Genomic DNA, 18343 nt, shown 5'->3' on the forward strand with positions numbered 1-18343 from the left:
GGCGATGTTGACCCGGATTTCCTCAATGAGGCGTCTTTCCGAACGAATTCCGTACAAATAACCGATCAAAAGCATTTTGAACAGCATGACCGGATCGATGCAAGGACGCCCATTATCTTGACAATACAAGGGGCGGCATTTTTCCGCGATAAACGAAAAGTCGATGGTTTCATTGATTTTTCTAAGCAAGTGATCTTGGGGAACAAGGTCTTCTATGTTGACTGTTTCGGGTTGAAATTCCCTGGATGGGTTCGTCCTGAACATATAAAAACCTTCCTTCGGAATTGTTTTATTCCGAATTCAACAAAAAAGGCTGTTGACCCTTCTTTGTCAACAGCCTCGAGCGGCCAAGCCGCTCCGAATTTTGCATAAGGAGGATGGGCACAGGTCAGTTGATATGCGTCTGCTCCGCCTCCTCCTTTCTTCCGTATTCCCTCTTCGCCCCTCCCTTTCGCCGCTCTTCTTCTTCCCGGTTGACCAGAAGCACCGTGCGGCAGTCGGGGCAAATCACTTCCTCCACGGAATCATCATCCAGCACCTTCTCGTCAACCCAGACATCCTCCCGGCACTTAGGACACTCCACCTTCAAATAACCGGCATTTTCCTCTTCTAGATCTTCCTCATCATAGACGGTCAACTCCAAGTCATTCAGATCCTCGTCAATCGCCTCCACGTACTCCTCCAGCTCCTCCTGCCTGCGGCTCAACTGTTCCGTCTCTTCCATCCACTCGTCGAGAAGCTCGATGAGGCGGTGAAACGCCCGGGGGCTCACCCGGTGATCCCGCTCCTCTCCTTCGGTCATCCCCTTCAGGTAGGCCAACTCCCGCCTCAGGCGTTCGAAGGAAGTTGCCATGGCTGGATCCCTCCTTATTCAGCTTCACCGTTATTGTCACCGCAGGATCCTTCGCGAATACCCCTGATACGAAAAGCCGTTTTGGTTACCCTAAAAAGAAGCACCACCGATGGAGCGAGGTGACGTCCTTGTTTCAATCCCAAGAGAGAAAGGAGCAGCGCCGCGGCTTTTGGGTGGTCCTCCTCACCTTGAGCATCATTCCCCTGCTCATGGTCCTCGGCAATTCCATGCTGATTCCCGTCCTGCCCGAGATCCGGTCGGAGCTGAACATTTCCCAACTGCAGGTCAGCCTCTTGATCACCCTGTTTTCCATCCCCGCCGGAGTGGTCATCCCGATCTCCGGCGTCCTCTCGGATCGGTTCGGGAGAAAAAAGGTGATCATTCCCAGCCTGCTGCTGTACGGCGCAGGCGGGATGCTGGCGGGTTTTGCCTCCACTGCGGGTTCATACATGACCATGCTGGCCGGGCGAATCCTCCAGGGAATCGGAGCCGCCGGCACCGCCCCCATCGCCATGGCCCTGGTCAGCGACCTGTACCGCGGGGAAAAGCGGAGCAAGGCCCTGGGAATCCTCGAAGCCTCCAACGGCATGGGGAAAGTGCTCAGCCCCATCTTCGGCGCTTTGCTCGCCCTCATCGCCTGGTACGCGGTATATTTCGCCTTCCCGATCCTCATTCTCCCCGCCGCCTTCGCCCTGTGGATCTTCGTGAAGGAACCGGAGCGGACCGGCCAGATTCCCCCGATCGCCCAATACGGAAGGCACCTCAAAAAAACATGGAAAAGACAGGGGAAATGGCTGCTCGCCGCCTTTTTGGCCGGGGCGGTCACGCTCTTCATCCTGTTCGGCGTCCTTTTCCACCTGTCGGACATCCTGGAAGCCAAATACCGGATCGACGGCATCCTGAAAGGGCTGATCCTGGCGGTTCCCCTGCTGGCCATGAGTTCCACCTCCTATTGGACAGGCGGGCACATCCGCCAAAAAACGCGCCGGATGCGACTGTTTATCGGCGGCGGATTGTTTGCCATCGCCCTGGCGCTGGCGGTGATCCCCTTTTTCACCAACACCTATGTGCTCCTGGGACTTCTCGTGCTGATCGGCATCGGCAGCGGACTGGTCCTTCCCAGCCTCAACACCCTGATCACCTCCGCCGTCGGCTCCGAGGAACGGGGGATTGTCACCTCCCTGTACGGCAGTGTTCGCTTTTTGGGAGTGGCGATCGGCCCCCCGGTCTTCGGAGCGTTGGAAAGCCATCGCTTCCTGCTGTTCCTGACAGCCAGCGGCCTGGCCGCCCTGTCGGGCGTCCTCGCCCTGAAAACCATCCGGCAAACGGGCCTTCTCCGGGGAAAGGGCGGACAAACCCGCGTCCTCCTTCGCAAAAAGGGGTTGCAACCCACCTGACTTTCTGGGCACTCGCCGGGCGCTTCCGCATAACATGAAAAGAGATCTGGTTTGGGCAGGAAATAAGGAAGCGAGGGAAAGCCGATGAAACGGAACAAGGAAATCTTTTGGGATCCGAAGCTGACGGATCCCACCTTGAGCCGGCCGGCCAAGCCGCGCAGCGAGGGATTGACCATGGTGCTGGACAAGGGATTGGGGATGTCCGCCTTTCTCGATCTGCTGGAGACAGCCTCCGATCACATCGATTGGATCAAACTGGGATTCGGCACCGCCGGTCTCACCCCCGTCCCCCTCCTGACCCGGAAGATCGAACTGGCGCGCGCCTTCGGCGTGCGCCTCTACCCGGGAGGCACCTTTTTCGAGGTGGCCAAAAGCCAAAACAAATGGCTTGCCTATATGGACACCCTCCGGGAGATGGGGTTTGAATGGATCGAAATTTCCGACGGGACCATCTCTCTGTCCCCGGCGGAACGGAGCCGGATCATCCGGGCGGCCAAGGCGAAGGGATTTCAGGTGATCACGGAGATCGGCAAAAAGAAAGCGGGCTCCGTCATCCCGGTCGATCTCCTCGTCGAAACCTACATCCGGGACCTGGAGGACGGAGCTTCCTACGTCATCGTGGAAGGTCGGGAATCGGGGGAAAACGTCGGAATCTACGACTCCAAAGGAAACCTGGATGAAGATTTCGTTCTCCGCATCCGGGAACGGATCGATACAGGCCGCCTGATCTGGGAAGCCCCCAAAAAAAGCCAGCAGGCGCACCTCCTGCGACTTCTGGGACCCGGCGTCAATCTGGGTAACGTTCCTTCACAGGAAGCGCTCGCCGTGGAATCTCTCCGCCGCGGGCTGCGTGCGGACACCTTCCACTTCGGCATGCAAAAACAGGAGGTCGGGCTGTTGGAAAGCTAATAATTTGTCCCCTTCAAACATAAGGTGGTAGCAAACACCTCGGACAGGGGATGCCCATGAATCCGGATCTGTTCCTCGTCATCCTCATCATCATCGGATTGATCGGACGCTCTCCCATCATTTCCACCGCCGCCAGCCTGTTGCTCATCCTGAAATTGACCCATCTGGAACGATTTTTTCCCACCGTGGAAAGGCGCGGGTTGGAATTGGGACTTTTGTTTCTCACCATCGCCGTCCTGGTCCCCTTTGCCGCAGGGCGGATTTCCGTCAAGGAGATCACTTCCATGTTCACCTCCCTCCCCGGAATCCTGGCCATCATCGGGGGTATGCTGGCAACCTACATGAACGGGAAGGGATTGGATCTTCTCAAGATGGATCCCCAGCTGATCATCGGGCTGGTGATCGGATCCATCATCGGGATCGTCATGTTGAGGGGAATTCCCGTCGGCCCCTTGATGGCCGCGGGAATCACCGCCTTTCTGCTCAAGGTGCTCACCTGGATTTGGTCCAGATAAAAAGCGGTCCCGGGGAAGGGCCGGAGCTATCCCTTTAGGAACGCACAAGAGGGAGTGCGCCCGAGGCACACTCCCTCTTGTGATGAAACCTGATCGCAGGATCGCCTCACGCCCGGGAGACGTACTCTCCGCTCCGGGTGTCGATGATCAGCCGGTCCCCCTCCTGCACGAACAGAGGAACCTGGACGACCAATCCCGTCTCCAGTTTGGCCGGTTTGCTGCCGCCCGTCGCCGTATCCCCCTTGATTCCGGGTTCGGTCTCCACCACTTCCAACTCCACGGTGTTGGGCAGCTGGATCCCGATCGTCTCCCCCTTGTATATGACCAGGTTGACGTTCATGTTTTCCTTGAGAAATTTGACTTCCCGCTCCAGCCGCTCCCTCGGCAGGCTGACCTGCTCGTAGGTTTCGTTGTCCATGAAGGTGTATTCGCCGCCGCTTTCGTACAGATATTGCATCTGCCGCGTCTCCACGTGGGCGCGGGGGACCTTCTCTCCCGCCCGGAAGGTCCGCTCCTGGATGTTTCCGTTGCGGAGATTGCGCAGTTTCGAACGGACAAAGGCCGCCCCTTTTCCGGGCTTCACGTGTTGAAACTCCATCACCTGCCAGACTTCCCCGTCCAGCTCAATCGTCAATCCCACGCGAAAATCGTTGGTTGAGATCATGATTCATCCTCCTTGCTCTCTGTCCCTATTGGATCACGATGAGATGTTTCGGGCTTTGTGTGAGCACTTCTCTTCCGTCCTCCGTGACGATCACGTCGTCCTCGATGCGGACGCCCCCGAATTCGGGAAGGTAGATCCCCGGTTCCACCGTCACTACCATCCCCGGCTCCAGGATTTCCTCACCCCTCGGGGAAAGCCTCGGCGCCTCGTGGACTTCCATGCCCAGGCCGTGGCCGGTTCCGTGACCAAAGTATTTCTCGTATCCAGACGCCTTGATCCGGTCCCTGGCCACCCGGTCCGCTTCTTTTCCGGTCATGCCGGGCCGGATCGCATCGACGGCGGCCTGCTGGGCCTCCCTGACCGTTTCGTAGATCCTCCGCTGTGCGTCATTCGGCTCTCCCAGCACCACCGTCCGGGTAATGTCGGAACAGTATCCGCGATATGAGGCCCCGAAATCGAGAGTCACCAGATCCCCCTTTTCCAACACCCGGTCGCTGGCCACACCGTGGGGAAGAGCCGATCGGGGACCGGAGGCCACAATGATGTCAAAGGAGGCGCCATCCGCCCCCATCTCCCGCATCATGAACTCGAGGCGCAGGGCGATCTCCCGTTCCGTCCGGCCGGGACGAAGCTCCTCCAGAATGCGCTCAAAGGCCCGGTCGGCGATCGCCGCCGCTTTCCTGATCGCATCCCGTTCCCCTTCGTCCTTCACCGCCCGGAGGGACTCCACCACGCGGCTCGTGGGCACCGCGATGATGTCCCCCAAGGACTTCTTTAGTTTTTCCACTTCCCCGTAGGTTAAATGATCCTGCTCGAAGGCCAGGGACTTCAAACCCCGCTTCCGGCACAGATCGGCGACGGCCTGAAAAATGTCGCCGTCATGGCGATACACTTCAAAATGGGGCGACTGCTGTTTCACCTGGGTCACATAACGAAAATCGGTGACCAGGACCGCGTCCCTGTCCGTGACCAGCGCCATCCCCGCCGTTCCGGTAAAACCCGTGATATAGCGCCGGTTGACGGGATGGCTGATCAGCAGGGCCTCATGGCCCTTTTCCGACATCTTCGCCCGCAGACGGACCAGCCGTTCCTTCAATGGAATCCCCCCTCTGCAAAGCGCCCAACCTCACCGCCGCCGCGTACAGGGCGAGCTCGTATCCGAGCGGGCCAAAGCCCACAATCTGCCCGTCGCTGATCGGAGCGGTCACCGAATGGGACCGGAAGGATTCCCGGGCATGCACATTGGACAGGTGGACTTCGACGAAGGGCACATTCACGGAGGCGAGGGCGTCCCGGATCGCATAGCTGTAATGGGTGAAAGCTCCCGGATTGATGATTATGTAATCGAAGGCGCCCTCGGCGGCGTGGATCCGGTCGATCAATTCCCCTTCATGGTTGGATTGAAAGCACTCCACTTCCAACCCCCAGGATCTCGCCCGGACCCGGAGCCGCTCATTCAACTCGTCCAGGGAAACCCGTCCGTATATGTCCGGTTCCCGCCGCCCCAATCGATTCAGGTTGGGGCCGTTCAAGATGAGAATGCGAGCCACACGCCCCCCTCCTCTCGTTTCTGCCAGCCATTTTATCACAAAATCTCCTCCGAGAGGATCGCTTTTGTTCGTCCGCTCCGCCTTTCGTCCGATTTGTGTTAAAATGAGGGAGAGATTTGCATTTCCATACTGCCCGGGAAACATTCCCGGGTCACAATCCTTTGCCCAGTGGTGGTTGCGATATGAACAAGCCCGTGGCCTACGGCGGCCAAGCCGTGATCGAAGGCGTCATGTTCGGCGGACGCTACGTTCAGGTGACGGCCATCCGGCGAAAGGACGGCCGGATTGAAACCTATGAAACCATCAGCCGGCCTTCCCCTTTCCTCCGGACCCTGCGCAGGATTCCCTTCGTCCGGGGAATGGTCGCCCTGATCGAAGCCGGCATCTCGGGGGCCAAGCACCTACATTTCGCCTCCGAGCGGTACGAACTGGATGAGGCTCCGGACCGCTCCGACGGCGAAAAGGGCGGATCCGCCTCCCAGCTGGAAATGATTCTGGGCGTCGCCGTCGCCGGCGTATTGTCCCTTTTGTTCGGCAAAGCGCTGTTCACCGCCCTGCCCGCCTTTTTGGCCAGCGTCCTGTTTGACCGTTTCGTCAGCAATCTGATCGTCCAAAACCTGATCGAAGGCGGGATCAAGACCCTGTTGCTTCTGGGGTATCTGTTCCTCATTTCCCAGGCACCGGCCATCAAGCGCCTGTTTCAGTATCACGGGGCCGAACACAAGGTGATTAACGCCTATGAGGCAGGGGTAGAATTAACTGTAGACAATGTTCAGCAGCGATCCACCCTCCACTACCGATGCGGAAGCAGTTTCATCGTGCTCACGATTCTGATCGGGGTGGTCGTCTACTCTTTCTTCAGCTATGAAAACGTGTGGGATCGGATCGTCACCCGACTGCTGCTCTTGCCTGTCGTCGTCGGATTGTCCTATGAAATGCTGCGTTTCACCAACGCGGTGCGGGACATTCCCATCCTCAGCTACCTCGGCTATCCGGGACTGTGGCTTCAAAAATTGACCACCCGCGAACCTCGGGACGATCAGGTGGAAGTGGCCATCGCCGCCTTTGAACGCATGCGCAGCCTGGATCGCCTGTATGCCGAAAAATCCGCCGTCTCCTCCAAGGTTTCGTTCGGGACGACCCGGCTCGACCTGCAATGAACCCCTGGGGAAATGAGGTTGGTCGAATGTACGGTCGAAAGTGGAAAATCTGGCGCTACACCGTTTACGCGCTGATCGGGGTCGGGGTGCTGCACGTTTTCGGCCAAAAACCCGGGGCCATTCTCTTCCCCCTGCTGTTGGTGGGGATCATCTACTTTCTCTACAAACATCCCCCCCGATGGTTGATGCGCTTTACCCATCCGACGCGCCCCTATCCTTCGGGAAAACCCCTTCCCCGCAGCGGCAAGCGAAGTGCCAAAGAAAGACCCCGCCTCCGGGTGATCGAAGGAAAAAAAGCGAAAAATCCCCGGGGGAAAACAACCAACACCAGCACCCGTTAAAGGCAAAGCAAGTGAATTGAACCCGCCGCCCTAAAGGCGGCGGTCTTTTTTTCGGAACCGATTCGAGGAAAATCGCCCCTTATCACATCCCGCGGCGGACAAGACTTGCCGCCAAGGACAGCGGCGTTCACCCCCCTTGAGGCCGACCGGCGGAGAAATCCGGATCAGTCGCGTCCCCGCCGAACGACATCCGCCCGTCCAGAGCGCGATATCCGCAGGCGTCCGGGCATCCGCGGCAATCGCTTCCCGGATCCCATGGCGCAGGCGAACCGGTCCTCCGGATATCCCTCGCCGTTTTCATCATGATCAAAGCCCTGCTGATCCGAGGATCAACAGGGCTTTACGCCCGCAGAACGGAATCCGGGGCAGGCTGCGGGGGCCCTCAAAATCCGATCACCGCAAGGGACCGGGGGCCGAATCTTCACCGAAGGGTTTGCCCGTGCTCTCTTCGATCACTTTGACCGTCTTCCGAACTTCTCCCAGCAAATAGGGAACGACGAGGACCTGAGGATAAAACCGCCCTGGCTGGGGCGCCGACTCCTTGACGACGATCTCCCACCCCTGCTTGCCGGACCGGACTTGGGAAAGGGTGAGGCGGTAACCCGGATTGGGACGAATCCCCGCAGTGATGAGCAAATACCGCCGATCGGCATGGGCAAAAAAATGAATCCCCCGCTTCTCCTTGGTGGAGGCAACCCATTGGACCACGGATGCGGGAAGTTTTTTTTCCTCATCCCGGGAGATCAATTGGAATGGAACCGGTTCCCTTTGCTTATCCCCCATGCTCAGCCACATCCCCTTCCACCTCGGGCGCCGGGCGCATCGTGTAACGGACCGGCGAAGAGCCGAGGCGCATGGCCAAATAATCCGAAAATTTCCATTTGTCGAAGAAGGCTTCTGCGGCCTTCCTTCCCGCCTCGTACAGCGCTTGCCGCTTCTCGCGGGAGATGTGAAAATCCGTCATCCCGACGCCCGAGACCGGAACCTGAATGGTCCGGAGCCGGTCCTGCTCCTTGATATGCCGGTTGTCATGGGCTTCCATCATTGTCAGAAACATTGCGCGGAACAGGGAAATCGGACCGTGTATCTCGCGGGGTTGCCCCTCCGTCTCCGAAATGAGGCGAAAACCGAAGGTGGGCCAGCGGGGCCGGTCCCTGTCAAACAACCAGACCGGAAAATTGCTCAACAAGCCGCCATCGACAATGTAGCTCACCCGTTTTGACGGCCGGTACCAAATCTTGACCGGATCAAAAAAATACGGGATGCTGCAACTCATTCGCACGGCGCGGGCCACCGTCAGCCGTTCGGCGGGATATCCGTATTCCTCCAGATCCTTCGGCAGCACCAGGAGCGCCCCCCGGCTGATATCCGACGCAATGATGCGGAGCTTCCGATCTTTCAGATCGGCGAAGGTCCGGACCCCCTTTTTTTCGAGCAACTTTCCGATCCACTGTTCCAGCGGACGGCCGGAATAAAGCCCCTTCTTCACCAGCAGGCGGGAAGCGGGGCCCAGGTACGGAATGCGGTGAACCCAGGTCTTGGACAGAAATTGCCCAAAATCCTCCCTGATCATCAGCTCGGCCAGTTCTTCTGCCCGATAGCCCGCGGCCAGCAGCGACGCGATGATCGCCCCCGCCGACGCTCCGGCCAGCTGCTTCCAGCCGAACCCCTTTTCCTCCGCCACCTGCAGCGCCCCGACCAACGCGACCGCCTTTACTCCGCCGCCTTCAAACACGGCATCCGCCCACACGGGCAACCCCTCCCTGAATCTTGCGAATCATCCCCCACTTAAAAACTTATGCATCGGGGGGAACGATTCCCTCAAGGGTTGACGTCCTCCTCCATTTCTCCCGCTTCCTTCAGGGCCCGCAACTCGGCGATCCGCTCCGGATTTTGCTTCAGATACTGGACCAGGTATTCAATGCACGTGATCGAATCCCAGCTGAGATGGTGCTCAATCCCCTCCACGTCGTCGTAGATCAATTCCTCGCTGACACCGATAATCCGCAAAAACTCCTCCAACAGTTGATGGCGGTCCACCAACCGCTTGCCCATTTTCTGGCCCTTGGGGGTCAGCACCAAACCCCGATATTTCTCATAAACCAGATATTTCCCTCGATCCAGCTTTTGGACCATCTTGGTTACGGAAGAAGGGTGGACCTCCAACGCTTCGGCGATATCCGATATCCTGGCATATCCCTTTTGATTGATCAGTTTGTAAATATTCTCCAAATAATCTTCCATGCTGGGCGTTGGCATGAAACTGACCCCCTGTCACTTGCGAACAATAATATCGGCTCTGCTGAGTTTTTATTTTATCATAAAATAACCAAAGCTCACATCCCGTTTTAACCAAAAAACCCGCCGGTCATTCCTCCGCTTGCAAAGTGCGGAGGAATCGCTTACAATTATATGTCCATCAGACATATTCCGAAAGGGATCCGAAAGGGGGGATTGGGTTTTTCAACCTGATCCCCCCTTCCTCGTGTCACTTTGCACTGATAAAGGAGGAAAGCGCTCCCATGAATCGGCAACCCGCCCTCGTATTGAGCGGCGAAGCCTTGACCCTGGAGGACTTCGCCGATGCGGTCTTCCACCGCCGCCCGGTGGTTCTCGATCCGAAGGCGATCGAGCGGATGGAATCGTCCCGGCGGATGGTGGAACGGCTGGTTCTTGAAAAACAGATCGTCTACGGCATCACCACCGGTTTCGGGAAATTCAGCGACACGGTCATCAAGTGCGATCAATCGGCCAAACTGCAGCTCAATCTGATCCGCAGTCACGCCTGCGGAGTGGGGGAACCCCTGCCCGAAGAGGCCGTCCGGGGCATGATGCTGCTGCGGGCCAACGCCTTGGCCAAGGGATTTTCCGGGATCCGTCCCGCCGTCGTGCAACGACTAGTCGATCTGTTGAACCGGGGGATTCACCCGTGCATTCCCTCCCAGGGTTCCCTGGGAGCCAGCGGAGATCTCGCTCCCCTCGCCCACATGGCCCTTCCCCTTCTCGGCAAGGGGGAAGTGTGGTACCGGGGAGAGCGGATGCCGTCCGACCAGGCCCTCCGTCTGGCCGGACTGTCCCCTGTTCAACTGGAGGCCAAGGAGGGGCTGGCCCTGATCAACGGAACCCAGATGATGACCAGTTTGGCCGCTTTGGCATTGGTCGCTTCCAAGCGGCTTTTGCTCTCCGCCGACATTATCGGAGCGATGACCCTGGAAGCCCTCGGCGGCATCCCCCAGGCCTTTCATCCCCTCCTGCAAAAAGTGCGGGGGCACCGGGGACAGATCGTCACCGCGGACAACTTGCGCTCGTTGATTCGCGAAAGCCAATTGGTCAGCCGGCCCGGACAAAAACGCGTACAGGACGCCTACAGTCTGCGGTGCATGCCCCAGGTTCACGGCGCTTCCAAGGATGCTTTCCGGTATGTGGAGAGCGTGATCACACGGGAGATGAACGCGGCCACGGACAATCCCCTCCTCTTTCCCGAGGAGGATCTGGTGATTTCGGGAGGAAATTTCCACGGTCAGCCCGTTGCCCTCGCCGCCGATTTTCTGGCCATCGCCCTGGCGGAGCTGGCCAACATTTCCGAACGCAGGACAGAACGGCTGGTCAACCCGAACTTGAGCGGTCTCCCTCCCTTTCTCACCCGCAGGGGCGGCCTGCATTCGGGTTACATGATCCTGCAGTACGTGGCAGCCTCCCTGGTGTCGGAAAACAAAACCCTCTGTCACCCGGCTTCCGTCGATTCCATTCCTTCCTCCGCCAACCAGGAGGATCATGTGAGCATGGGGGCCATCGGCGCCAGAAAACTGCAATCGGTCGTGCACAACGTGACCCGGGTGTTGGCCATCGAATACCTGTGCGCCGCCCAGGCGTTGGAATTCGCCGGAAAAACGCCGGGATTGGGAACCCGAATCGCCCATCGCCTGCTCCGCGACCGCGTTCCCCCCTTGACGGAGGACCGGGAAGGAACCCCCGACATCGAAGAAGCCGCACGGCTGATCGAAGAAGGGGTCCTGGTGGAGAAAGTGCGGCAGGCCGTCCCCTTGACCCTTTGACGGGTCAGCGGGCGGATGCCGCCTCCAAATGGAGGGGAACGGGACGAAAGTTCAGATAATCGCAGGAAACCAGCTGAAGGTAGATTCCCTCAAACTCGCCTTCCACCGACTCCTTGTGGGCTTCCCCGTGCAAATGGCCGTAAACGCAGGTTTGCACATCAAACTCCTTCATCACCTCCAGAAAACCGGAAGCGGTGATTTTGCGCGTGACCGGGGGAAAGTGAAGCATCGCCACCCGGGGCAGGTCGGGACAATTCCGCGCCGCCGCCTCCAGCGCCAGTCGAAGGCGGCCCACCTGCCGCTCGTAGATTTTCCGGTCCCGTTCCTCATCCCAGTACCTGTCCCCGGGAAGGATCCAACCCCTTGTGCCGGCGACGGCCACTCCCTCGACGACGGTGTAGTCCGCGTCGATCCATTCCATGCCCTCCGGCAGGGCCTGCCGCACCTTTTTTTTGCTCTGGGCGTAATAGCAATGATTGCCGGGGGACATCACCTTTCGTCCCGGAAGCTGGGAGATCCACTCGAAATCGTGGCGCGCCTCCTCCAACTTCATGCCCCAGCTGATATCCCCGGGAATCAATACGGTGTCCTCTTCCCCCACCGTCTCCAGCCAGGCATCGCGGATTTTCTCGTAATGGCGCTCCCATCCGAAAACGTCCATCGGCTTGTACACGTCTTTCTCATGATCCACATCGAACAATCCCGTCGGTTTGTTGAAGGAAAGATGAAGATCGCTGATCGCAAATATCGCCACTTGCCATACCCCGTCCTTCCACCGGATTCGTAAAGGGCGGCCGTCAAAACGAGACAACTCAACATCTCCTTACCCGAAACGGCCGGCCATCATGCGCGCCGGAATCGGCTGAAACGGGCAACAACTGCCCTGTCTCCGCTGCCTTCCCCATCATAAAATATCCTGAAGCAACGGTTCAACAACAGCGGGAAGGGAAGAACCTTCCGCCACAAAGCGCTGCAAACCATCCCACCGGACGCAGAGGGGCGCTTTGCTTATCCGAAGCGCCCCTTTTTCTCACATCCCCGTCATCGAACGCATGCTTCCGGGGACCTGTTCCTGACGCCTTCGGGGGAAAGGGGAGAACGCGATTGAGACCCTTTCATTACGTGGCCTTCGGCGATTCGATCACGGCGGGTTACAATGCTCCTCACCGGCGCGGCTATGTGGAACTGCTGGGCTTTCGTCTCGGTTCCCGCATTCCGCGCGTATGGGTTGCCAACTGCGGAAAAAAAGGGGCAACCAGCGGTGATCTCCTGTTTTACATGACCTTCTCTCCCTTTTTTCGGTCCGCTCTCCGGCGGGCGGATCTGATGACGCTCTGCATCGGGGGAAACGACCTTCTCCACGCCTATCTGAAAATGAACCTCCTCCGCCGACCGGACGCGATCCCCCGCTCCCTGCACCTATACAGCCTCAATCTGAACAATCTGATCGGCATGATTCGCCGCGCAAACCCCGGTCCCCTGCTTGTTCTCAACCTGTACAATCCCTTCCCCCTGTCTCCCCTGGCCGTCCGATGGGTGCGCGAAATGAACGCCATCATCGACGGGGTGGCCGCCCGGTGGAACGTTCCCGTCGTCGACATCTGCGATCGTTTCTTGGGAAAGGAACCCTTCCTGATTTACGGCTACCGGACGGGCACCCTTTCCGATTACCGGCTGTTCGGGGGAAACCCGATCCATCCCAACGGAGAGGGGCACCGGATCATCGCCGAAGCGGTGTGGGAAAAAATCGATCCTTAAAAAGAGAGCCCCGTGCCGGAAATCGGCACGGGCACGGACGTTTTCTTCAGGAACAACCGGTGGTCGCCCCGCAATCGAGGCAGACATAGCAGGAACCGTTGCGCTTGGTCATGCCTCCGCATTCGATGCACAGGGGGGCGCCGCTGCTGGCCCGAATCGCATCCAGATTGTCCTGGGGAGTCACGCCGCCCCGCTCCTCTCCCGCGAGGCTTCCGGTCACCTCTCTGTATCCCTGATCCAATTCCTGACTCGCCCGGGCATCCGCCGCCTCCTGCTCTTTCCGGCGGACCCGCTCCTTCTTGAAGCGGTTGGCGTACATTCTCAGTTCTTCCTTCTTCGGCGGAACCTGCACAAAGTCGGTCCGGCCCAGATACTCCATCCCGAGCATCCGGAAAACGTAATCGATGACCGACGTTGCCATCTTGATGTTGGGGTGATCCACCGGTCCCGCCGGTTCAAACCGGGTGAAAGTCATCGAATCGACATACTTCTCCAGCGGCACACCGTGCTGCAGGCCGAGGGACACCGCCACGGCAAAGGCGTCCAACAGCCCCCGCATCGTGCTGCCCGCCTTGTGCATGTCGATGAAAATCTCTCCGAGGGAACCATCTTCGTATTCCCCTGTGCGGACGAAAATCTTCTGGCCGGCAATCCGCGCTTCCTGCGTGAATCCATCCCGCTTGCGGGGAAGTCGGCGACGGACGCTGGGCACGTGTCCCGTCGCGTAAATTTCCGTCAGCTTCGTCGCGGCGGCGGGGACGCCGGAGGAAAGCGCCTCCGCTTCTTCATCCTCTCTGTTCTCACTCCGGGCATTCAGCGGTTGCGAGCTCTTCGAACCGTCCCGATAAAGCGCCACGGCTTTCAGCCCCAGACGCCATCCCTGCTCGTAGGCGTCCAGAATGTCGTCCACGGTGGCGTCGGCGGGCATGTTGATCGTCTTGGAGATCGCGCCGCTCAGGAAGGATTGGGCCGCGGCCATCATCCGCAGGTGACCCATGTAGTGAATGAACCGTTTCCCGTGTTTGCCGCAGGGATTGGCCGTGTCAAAGACGGGATAATGTTCCTCCTTCAGGTGCGGCGCCCCTTCGATGGTCATCATCCCGCAGATCACGTCATTGGCTTCATCGATCTCCCGCTGGCTGAATCCCAGCTCCTTCAGCAGGTTGAACCCCGGAGCACGGTACTCTTCGGGCTTGAATCCCAGCCGCTTCAGGCACTCTTCCCCCAAGATCCACACGTTGAAGGCGTAGGGAAGCTCAAACACCGTGGGCAGGGCCTTCTCCACCTTTTCCAGATCCTCGTCGGTGAACCCCTTTTCCTTGAGCGTCTCCCGGTTGATGTGGGGCGCTCCCTCCAGGGAGAGGGTTCCCATCACGTACCGGAGAATGTCCTCGATCTGCTCGGGGCTGTAACCGAGATTCTTGAGGGCGGGACGGATCGACCGGTTGGCGATCTTGAAATATCCTCCGCCCGCCAGTTTTTTAAATTTGACCAGGGCAAAATCGGGCTCGATGCCGGTGGTGTCGCAATCCATCAGCAGGCCGATCGTTCCCGTGGGCGCGATGAGGGTGGTCTGCGCGTTGCGATAGCCGTATTTTTCACCCATTTCCAGGGCTTCATCCCAGCTCTCCCGCGCGGCCTTGAGCAGATCCGGGGGACATTTCGTCGGATGAATTCCCATCGGCTTGATGGTCAATCCTTCATACTCCTCCTCCGGTGCGTTGTAGGCCGCACGGCGGTGATTGCGGATCACCCTGAGCATGTGCTCCCGGTTGACGGGGAACGCCTTGAAGGGCCCCAGCTCTTTGGCCATTTCCGCCGAGGTGACGTAGGCGGTGCCGGTCATCAGCGCGGTGATGGCCCCGGTGATGGCCAAGGCCTCCTCGGAATCGTAGGGAATTCCCGACACCATCAAAAGGGTCCCGATATTGGCATAGCCCAGTCCCAGCGTGCGGTACTCGTACGACCGCCTGGCAATCTCCTTGGAGGGGTATTGGGCCATCAGGACGGAGATCTCCAGCACGATCGTCCACAGGCGAACCGCGTGTTTGAAGGACGGAATGTCGAAGGTCCGGGTCTCGGCGTCGTAAAACTTCATCAGGTTGAGAGAGGCCAGGTTGCAGGCGGTGTTGTCCAAAAACATGTATTCGCTGCAAGGATTGGAGGCGTTGATCCGGTTGTGGCGGGCACCCACCTGTCCGTCCATCCCGCCGGGGCAGGTGTGCCATTCATTGATCGTCCCGTCGTACTGGACGCCCGGATCGGCGCACTCCCAGGCGGCCTGTCCGATCTGATTCCACAATTCCTTGGCGCGGACCACCTTCTTGACCTTTCCGGTGGTCCTATATTTCAAGGCCCAGCCGCCGTCCTCCTGCAGCGCGTGGAAAAATTCGTGGGGAATGCGCACCGAGTTGTTGGAATTCTGCCCCGAGACGGTATCGTACGCCTCGCCGTTGAAGGAGGGATCGTATCCGGCGCGGATGAGGGCCCGAACCTTCTTCTCCTCCTCCGATTTCCAGTTGATGAACTCCTCCACATCCGGGTGATCCAGGTCGAGGCAGACCATTTTCGCCGCCCGTCGGGTGGTGCCCCCCGACTTGATGGCCCCGGCCGCCCGGTCTCCGATCTTCAGGAAGGAGAGCAGCCCCGACGAAGTCCCTCCGCCGGACAAGGGCTCCCCTTTCCCGCGGATGTTGGAAAAGTTCGTCCCCGTGCCGCTTCCGTATTTGAAGAGGCGGGCCTCCCGCAGCCACAGATCCATGATGCCGCCCTCGTTGACCAGATCATCCTCGACGGACTGGATGAAACAGGCATGGGGCTGCGGCCGGCTGTAGGCGTCTTCCCCCTGCTTCAACTCCTCCGTTTCCGGGTCCACGTAATAATGCCCCTGCGGTTTGCCGGAGATGCCGTAGGCGTAATGGAGCCCGGTGTTGAACCACTGGGGGGAGTTGGGGGCGGCCATCTGGTTCAGCATCATGTAGACCAGCTCATCGTAGAAGGCCTGGGCGTCTTCCTCGGAATCAAAGTAACCGTACCGCTGGCCCCAGTCCTTCCAACAGCCGGCAAGGCGGTGAACCACCTGCTTGACGCTCCGTTCCGGACCGGTCACCGGACGTCCCTCTTCGTCGAGGATGGGATTGCCCTCCTCGTCCAGTTGAGGAACGCCCGCCTTGCGAAAATACTTGGATATCAGGATGTCCGACGCAACCTGAGACCAGTGCTTCGGAACTTCCGCTCCCTTCATTTCGAAGACGACGGATCCATCCGGGTTGGTGATGCGGCAATCCCGCCGCTCATACTCCACGGACTGATAGGGATCTTCCCCTTTGCGGGTAAATCGGCGTGGGATCTTCAAAGGAATTCCCCCTTGATCTCAATATGTAGGCACAATGCAATTATATCACTACAACATATTGTGTAAAATCCGGAATTTGCGGTTTCGGGACAAGGCGTCGCATTATCTGCCTCTTTCTGATTCTTCCACGGAATATCAAACCGATTCACCGGTTGATTTTCTGCGGGGATCAATTCCATCCCATGCCCTTGAGTCTTCCGGATTTTCTTTGATGTTGCGATAAAACTGAACTTGAGGCAAACTACTTATTAAGACGGAAAATGGCGAAGAGTGCCATCGGTTCGGCAGGACCGACCCGTCCGCCTGGACCGGCAGACCCGCGGCTTGATGGCGCGGTGAATGAATATCCGCCGACGAGGGGGAATCAACCGTGATCTTGTGGAACGACCGATTGATCCCGCGAAGCGAAGCATCCGTGGACATCGAAGACCGGGGTTACCAATTCGGCGACGGCATCTATGAGGTGATCCGCGTCTACGGCGGGAAACCCTTTTACCTCGCCGAACATCTCGAACGCCTGGAAAAGAGCGCCCGGGCAATCCGTCTGCCCCTTCCCTGGGACAGCGGGCTTTTGGCGGAGAAGCTCAACCAACTGGTGGAAGCCAACCGCCTTGTGGAGGGAACCATCTACCTTCAGGTCACCCGCGGCCCGGCTCCCCGCAACCACGCGTTTCCCGAAAAGGCGGAGCCCGTGCTCGTCGCCTACACAACGGAGGTGCCCCGGCCGGAGGCCATGCTGAAGGAAGGGATCCGGACCTGCACCCACAAAGACATTCGCTGGCTGCGCTGCGACATCAAAAGCCTCAATCTGCTGGGGGCGGTTCTGGCCAAACAGGAAGCCGTCGAAAAGGGCTGCAAGGAGGCCATCCTGGTCCGGGACGGCACCGTCACCGAAGGCAGCTCCTCCAACGTCTTCATCGTCAGGGAAGGCACCCTGTACACCCATCCCGCCGACAACCTGATCCTTCACGGAATCACCCGGGCCATCGTCCTGAAATGCGCCGGCGAAGCGGGGATCCCCGTGAAGGAGGAGGCCTTTTCCGTCGACGCCTTGCATGACGCCGATGAAGTCTTCATCACGGGGACGATGGTGGAAGTTTGTCCCGTCACTCACGTGGACGACAGGAAAATCGGATCCGGCGTCCCCGGCCCCGTCACCCGGCGTCTGCAACAGGCCTTTGACGAACAAATCGCCCGTCAATGCGGAGCAAGGGATGGTATAATGGGTGAAAGGCGCTGATCAATCCAGTTCATCGGGCCAATAACACAGTCACGGATGGAGGGGGCCGGCCATGGGTGGCGTCAAACACATCTTCGACGTGATTCAAGGGCGCGAAGAAGACATGAAGAAACAGATGGAGGAAGCCCTGCAACACATCACCGAAGAGATGAAGGACTATGAAGGAATGGTGCTGGTGGCGATCAACAAGGAAGGACATCCTTGCATCCACACGGTCGGCGTCAACATTTTCGAAGCCGTGGGACTCATCGAACTGGGAAAACAGATCATTCTGTCGGAAGAACCCGATTCCCTGTGACCCCCGCCTGGCGGGGGTTTTTTCTCTCATCAAAAAAGCCCCCTGGTCGGGGGCTGAGGCTGTTGACAAAGAAGGGTCAACAGCCTTTTTTGTTGAATTCGGAATAAAACAATTCCGAAGGAAGGTTTTTATATGTTCAGGACGAACCCATCCAGGGAATTTCAACCCGAAACAGTCAACATAGAAGACCTTGTTCCCCAAGATCACTTGCTTAGAAAAATCAATGAAACCATCGACTTTTCGTTTAT

The 18343-nt window shown here is 58.6% G+C and carries 19 protein-coding genes; 9 read left to right on the forward strand and 10 right to left on the reverse strand.

What is annotated here, in order from left to right; genetic code table 11:
- Both BM063_RS16190 and BM063_RS16195 read right to left on the reverse strand, forming a co-directional pair.
- Positions 1-264: transposase (locus tag BM063_RS16190; RefSeq protein ID WP_143085213.1), on the reverse strand; the 264-nt coding region annotated here is incomplete at its 3' end.
- Positions 265-388: 124 nt separating this feature from the next.
- Positions 389-853, reverse strand: coding sequence for a CD1247 N-terminal domain-containing protein (locus BM063_RS16195; protein ID WP_092041483.1), 465 nt, complete (start codon positions 851-853; stop codon positions 389-391).
- On the opposite strand from BM063_RS16195, the gene BM063_RS16200 reads away from it, so the two are divergent.
- The 3 genes from BM063_RS16200 to BM063_RS16210 all read left to right on the forward strand — a co-directional run bounded on the left by BM063_RS16200 (position 847) and on the right by BM063_RS16210 (position 3674).
- The gene (locus BM063_RS16200) at positions 847-2250 is read left to right on the forward strand and encodes an MFS transporter (RefSeq protein WP_245752322.1); all 1404 of its coding nucleotides are present in this window, start codon (positions 847-849) and stop codon (positions 2248-2250) included. The genes BM063_RS16195 and BM063_RS16200 overlap by 7 nt on opposite strands.
- 84 nt (positions 2251-2334) lie before the next feature.
- Positions 2335-3159 (forward strand): phosphosulfolactate synthase, encoded by an 825-nt coding sequence (comA, locus tag BM063_RS16205; RefSeq protein WP_092041486.1) that lies wholly within the window; start codon positions 2335-2337, stop codon positions 3157-3159.
- A gap of 56 nt (positions 3160-3215) precedes the next feature.
- Positions 3216-3674, forward strand: a complete 459-nt coding sequence (locus BM063_RS16210) for a DUF441 domain-containing protein (RefSeq protein ID WP_092041489.1) — start codon at positions 3216-3218, stop codon at positions 3672-3674.
- A gap of 106 nt (positions 3675-3780) precedes the next feature.
- Here BM063_RS16210 and efp read toward each other — a convergent pair whose 3' ends face one another.
- The 3 genes from efp to aroQ are packed head-to-tail and all read right to left on the reverse strand — an operon-like array spanning position 3781 to position 5888.
- Positions 3781-4338: an elongation factor P gene (gene efp, locus BM063_RS16215; protein ID WP_092041492.1), complete on the reverse strand. Its 558-nt coding sequence runs from the start codon at positions 4336-4338 to the stop codon at positions 3781-3783.
- Between the two features lie 25 nt (positions 4339-4363).
- Positions 4364-5401 carry a M24 family metallopeptidase gene (locus BM063_RS16220; RefSeq protein WP_245752324.1) on the reverse strand — a complete coding sequence of 346 codons (1038 nt, stop codon included), beginning with the start codon at positions 5399-5401 and terminating at the stop codon, positions 4364-4366.
- Positions 5382-5888, reverse strand: a complete 507-nt coding sequence (aroQ, locus tag BM063_RS16225; protein ID WP_092041538.1) for a type II 3-dehydroquinate dehydratase — start codon at positions 5886-5888, stop codon at positions 5382-5384. Before aroQ ends, BM063_RS16220 begins: the two co-directional genes overlap by 20 nt.
- Before the next feature lie 182 nt (positions 5889-6070).
- On the opposite strand from aroQ, the gene BM063_RS16230 reads away from it, so the two are divergent.
- Positions 6071-7048, forward strand: a complete 978-nt coding sequence (locus tag BM063_RS16230; RefSeq protein ID WP_092041500.1) for a DUF1385 domain-containing protein — start codon at positions 6071-6073, stop codon at positions 7046-7048.
- A gap of 26 nt (positions 7049-7074) precedes the next feature.
- A complete protein-coding gene (locus tag BM063_RS16235; RefSeq protein WP_092041503.1) occupies positions 7075-7389 on the forward strand; it encodes a hypothetical protein in 315 nt (104 codons plus the stop codon).
- Positions 7390-7782: 393 nt separating this feature from the next.
- Here BM063_RS16235 and BM063_RS16240 read toward each other — a convergent pair whose 3' ends face one another.
- From BM063_RS16240 to mntR, 3 genes are all read right to left on the reverse strand, one after another.
- Entirely contained in the window at positions 7783-8172 is a 390-nt protein-coding gene (locus BM063_RS16240) for a protease complex subunit PrcB family protein (protein ID WP_177199237.1), read from the reverse strand.
- A complete protein-coding gene (locus BM063_RS16245; protein WP_092041510.1) occupies positions 8162-9139 on the reverse strand; it encodes a patatin-like phospholipase family protein in 978 nt (325 codons plus the stop codon). Before BM063_RS16245 ends, BM063_RS16240 begins: the two co-directional genes overlap by 11 nt.
- Positions 9140-9210: 71 nt before the next feature.
- Positions 9211-9648 carry a transcriptional regulator MntR gene (gene mntR / locus BM063_RS16250; protein ID WP_092041513.1) on the reverse strand — a complete coding sequence of 146 codons (438 nt, stop codon included), beginning with the start codon at positions 9646-9648 and terminating at the stop codon, positions 9211-9213.
- A 263-nt stretch (positions 9649-9911) separates the two neighbouring features.
- Here mntR and hutH point away from each other — a divergent pair, with 263 nt between their 5' ends.
- The gene (gene hutH, locus BM063_RS16255; RefSeq protein WP_092041516.1) at positions 9912-11444 is read left to right on the forward strand and encodes a histidine ammonia-lyase; all 1533 of its coding nucleotides are present in this window, start codon (positions 9912-9914) and stop codon (positions 11442-11444) included.
- Positions 11445-11448: 4 nt separating this feature from the next.
- Here hutH and BM063_RS16260 read toward each other — a convergent pair whose 3' ends face one another.
- Positions 11449-12255, reverse strand: coding sequence for a metallophosphoesterase (locus BM063_RS16260; protein WP_092041519.1), 807 nt, complete (start codon positions 12253-12255; stop codon positions 11449-11451).
- A 293-nt stretch (positions 12256-12548) separates the two neighbouring features.
- Between BM063_RS16260 and BM063_RS17795 the strand changes: the two genes are divergently transcribed.
- Positions 12549-13202 carry an SGNH/GDSL hydrolase family protein gene (locus tag BM063_RS17795; protein ID WP_177199238.1) on the forward strand — a complete coding sequence of 218 codons (654 nt, stop codon included), beginning with the start codon at positions 12549-12551 and terminating at the stop codon, positions 13200-13202.
- A gap of 46 nt (positions 13203-13248) precedes the next feature.
- Here the strand turns inward: BM063_RS17795 and BM063_RS16270 are convergent, their stop codons facing one another.
- A complete protein-coding gene (locus tag BM063_RS16270) occupies positions 13249-16557 on the reverse strand; it encodes a vitamin B12-dependent ribonucleotide reductase (RefSeq protein ID WP_245752323.1) in 3309 nt (1102 codons plus the stop codon).
- A gap of 370 nt (positions 16558-16927) precedes the next feature.
- Here BM063_RS16270 and dat point away from each other — a divergent pair, with 370 nt between their 5' ends.
- Positions 16928-17797: a D-amino-acid transaminase gene (dat, locus tag BM063_RS16275; RefSeq protein WP_092041528.1), complete on the forward strand. Its 870-nt coding sequence runs from the start codon at positions 16928-16930 to the stop codon at positions 17795-17797.
- Between the two features lie 52 nt (positions 17798-17849).
- Positions 17850-18095: a hypothetical protein gene (locus BM063_RS16280; protein ID WP_092041531.1), complete on the forward strand. Its 246-nt coding sequence runs from the start codon at positions 17850-17852 to the stop codon at positions 18093-18095.
- The last annotated feature ends 248 nt before the right edge of the window (positions 18096-18343 follow it).

This window comes from Planifilum fulgidum (assembly GCF_900113175.1).
Lineage (GTDB): Bacteria > Bacillota > Bacilli > Thermoactinomycetales > DSM-44946 > Planifilum > Planifilum fulgidum.

Bases quoted from the DNA above. Each gene is read 5' to 3' on its own strand.
- BM063_RS16195 (WP_092041483.1), bottom strand. From the start codon at position 853: ATGGCAACTTCCTTCGAACGCCTGAGGCGGGAGTTGGCCTACCTGAAG.
- comA (WP_092041486.1), top strand. From the start codon at position 2,335: ATGAAACGGAACAAGGAAATCTTTTGGGATCCGAAGCTGACGGATCCC.
- BM063_RS16210 (WP_092041489.1), top strand. From the start codon at position 3,216: ATGAATCCGGATCTGTTCCTCGTCATCCTCATCATCATCGGATTGATC.
- efp (WP_092041492.1), bottom strand. From the start codon at position 4,338: ATGATCTCAACCAACGATTTTCGCGTGGGATTGACGATTGAGCTGGAC.
- BM063_RS16220 (WP_245752324.1), bottom strand. From the start codon at position 5,401: ATGTCGGAAAAGGGCCATGAGGCCCTGCTGATCAGCCATCCCGTCAAC.
- BM063_RS16230 (WP_092041500.1), top strand. From the start codon at position 6,071: ATGAACAAGCCCGTGGCCTACGGCGGCCAAGCCGTGATCGAAGGCGTC.
- BM063_RS16235 (WP_092041503.1), top strand. From the start codon at position 7,075: ATGTACGGTCGAAAGTGGAAAATCTGGCGCTACACCGTTTACGCGCTG.
- BM063_RS16240 (WP_177199237.1), bottom strand. From the start codon at position 8,172: ATGGGGGATAAGCAAAGGGAACCGGTTCCATTCCAATTGATCTCCCGG.
- mntR (WP_092041513.1), bottom strand. From the start codon at position 9,648: ATGCCAACGCCCAGCATGGAAGATTATTTGGAGAATATTTACAAACTG.
- hutH (WP_092041516.1), top strand. From the start codon at position 9,912: ATGAATCGGCAACCCGCCCTCGTATTGAGCGGCGAAGCCTTGACCCTG.
- BM063_RS16280 (WP_092041531.1), top strand. From the start codon at position 17,850: ATGGGTGGCGTCAAACACATCTTCGACGTGATTCAAGGGCGCGAAGAA.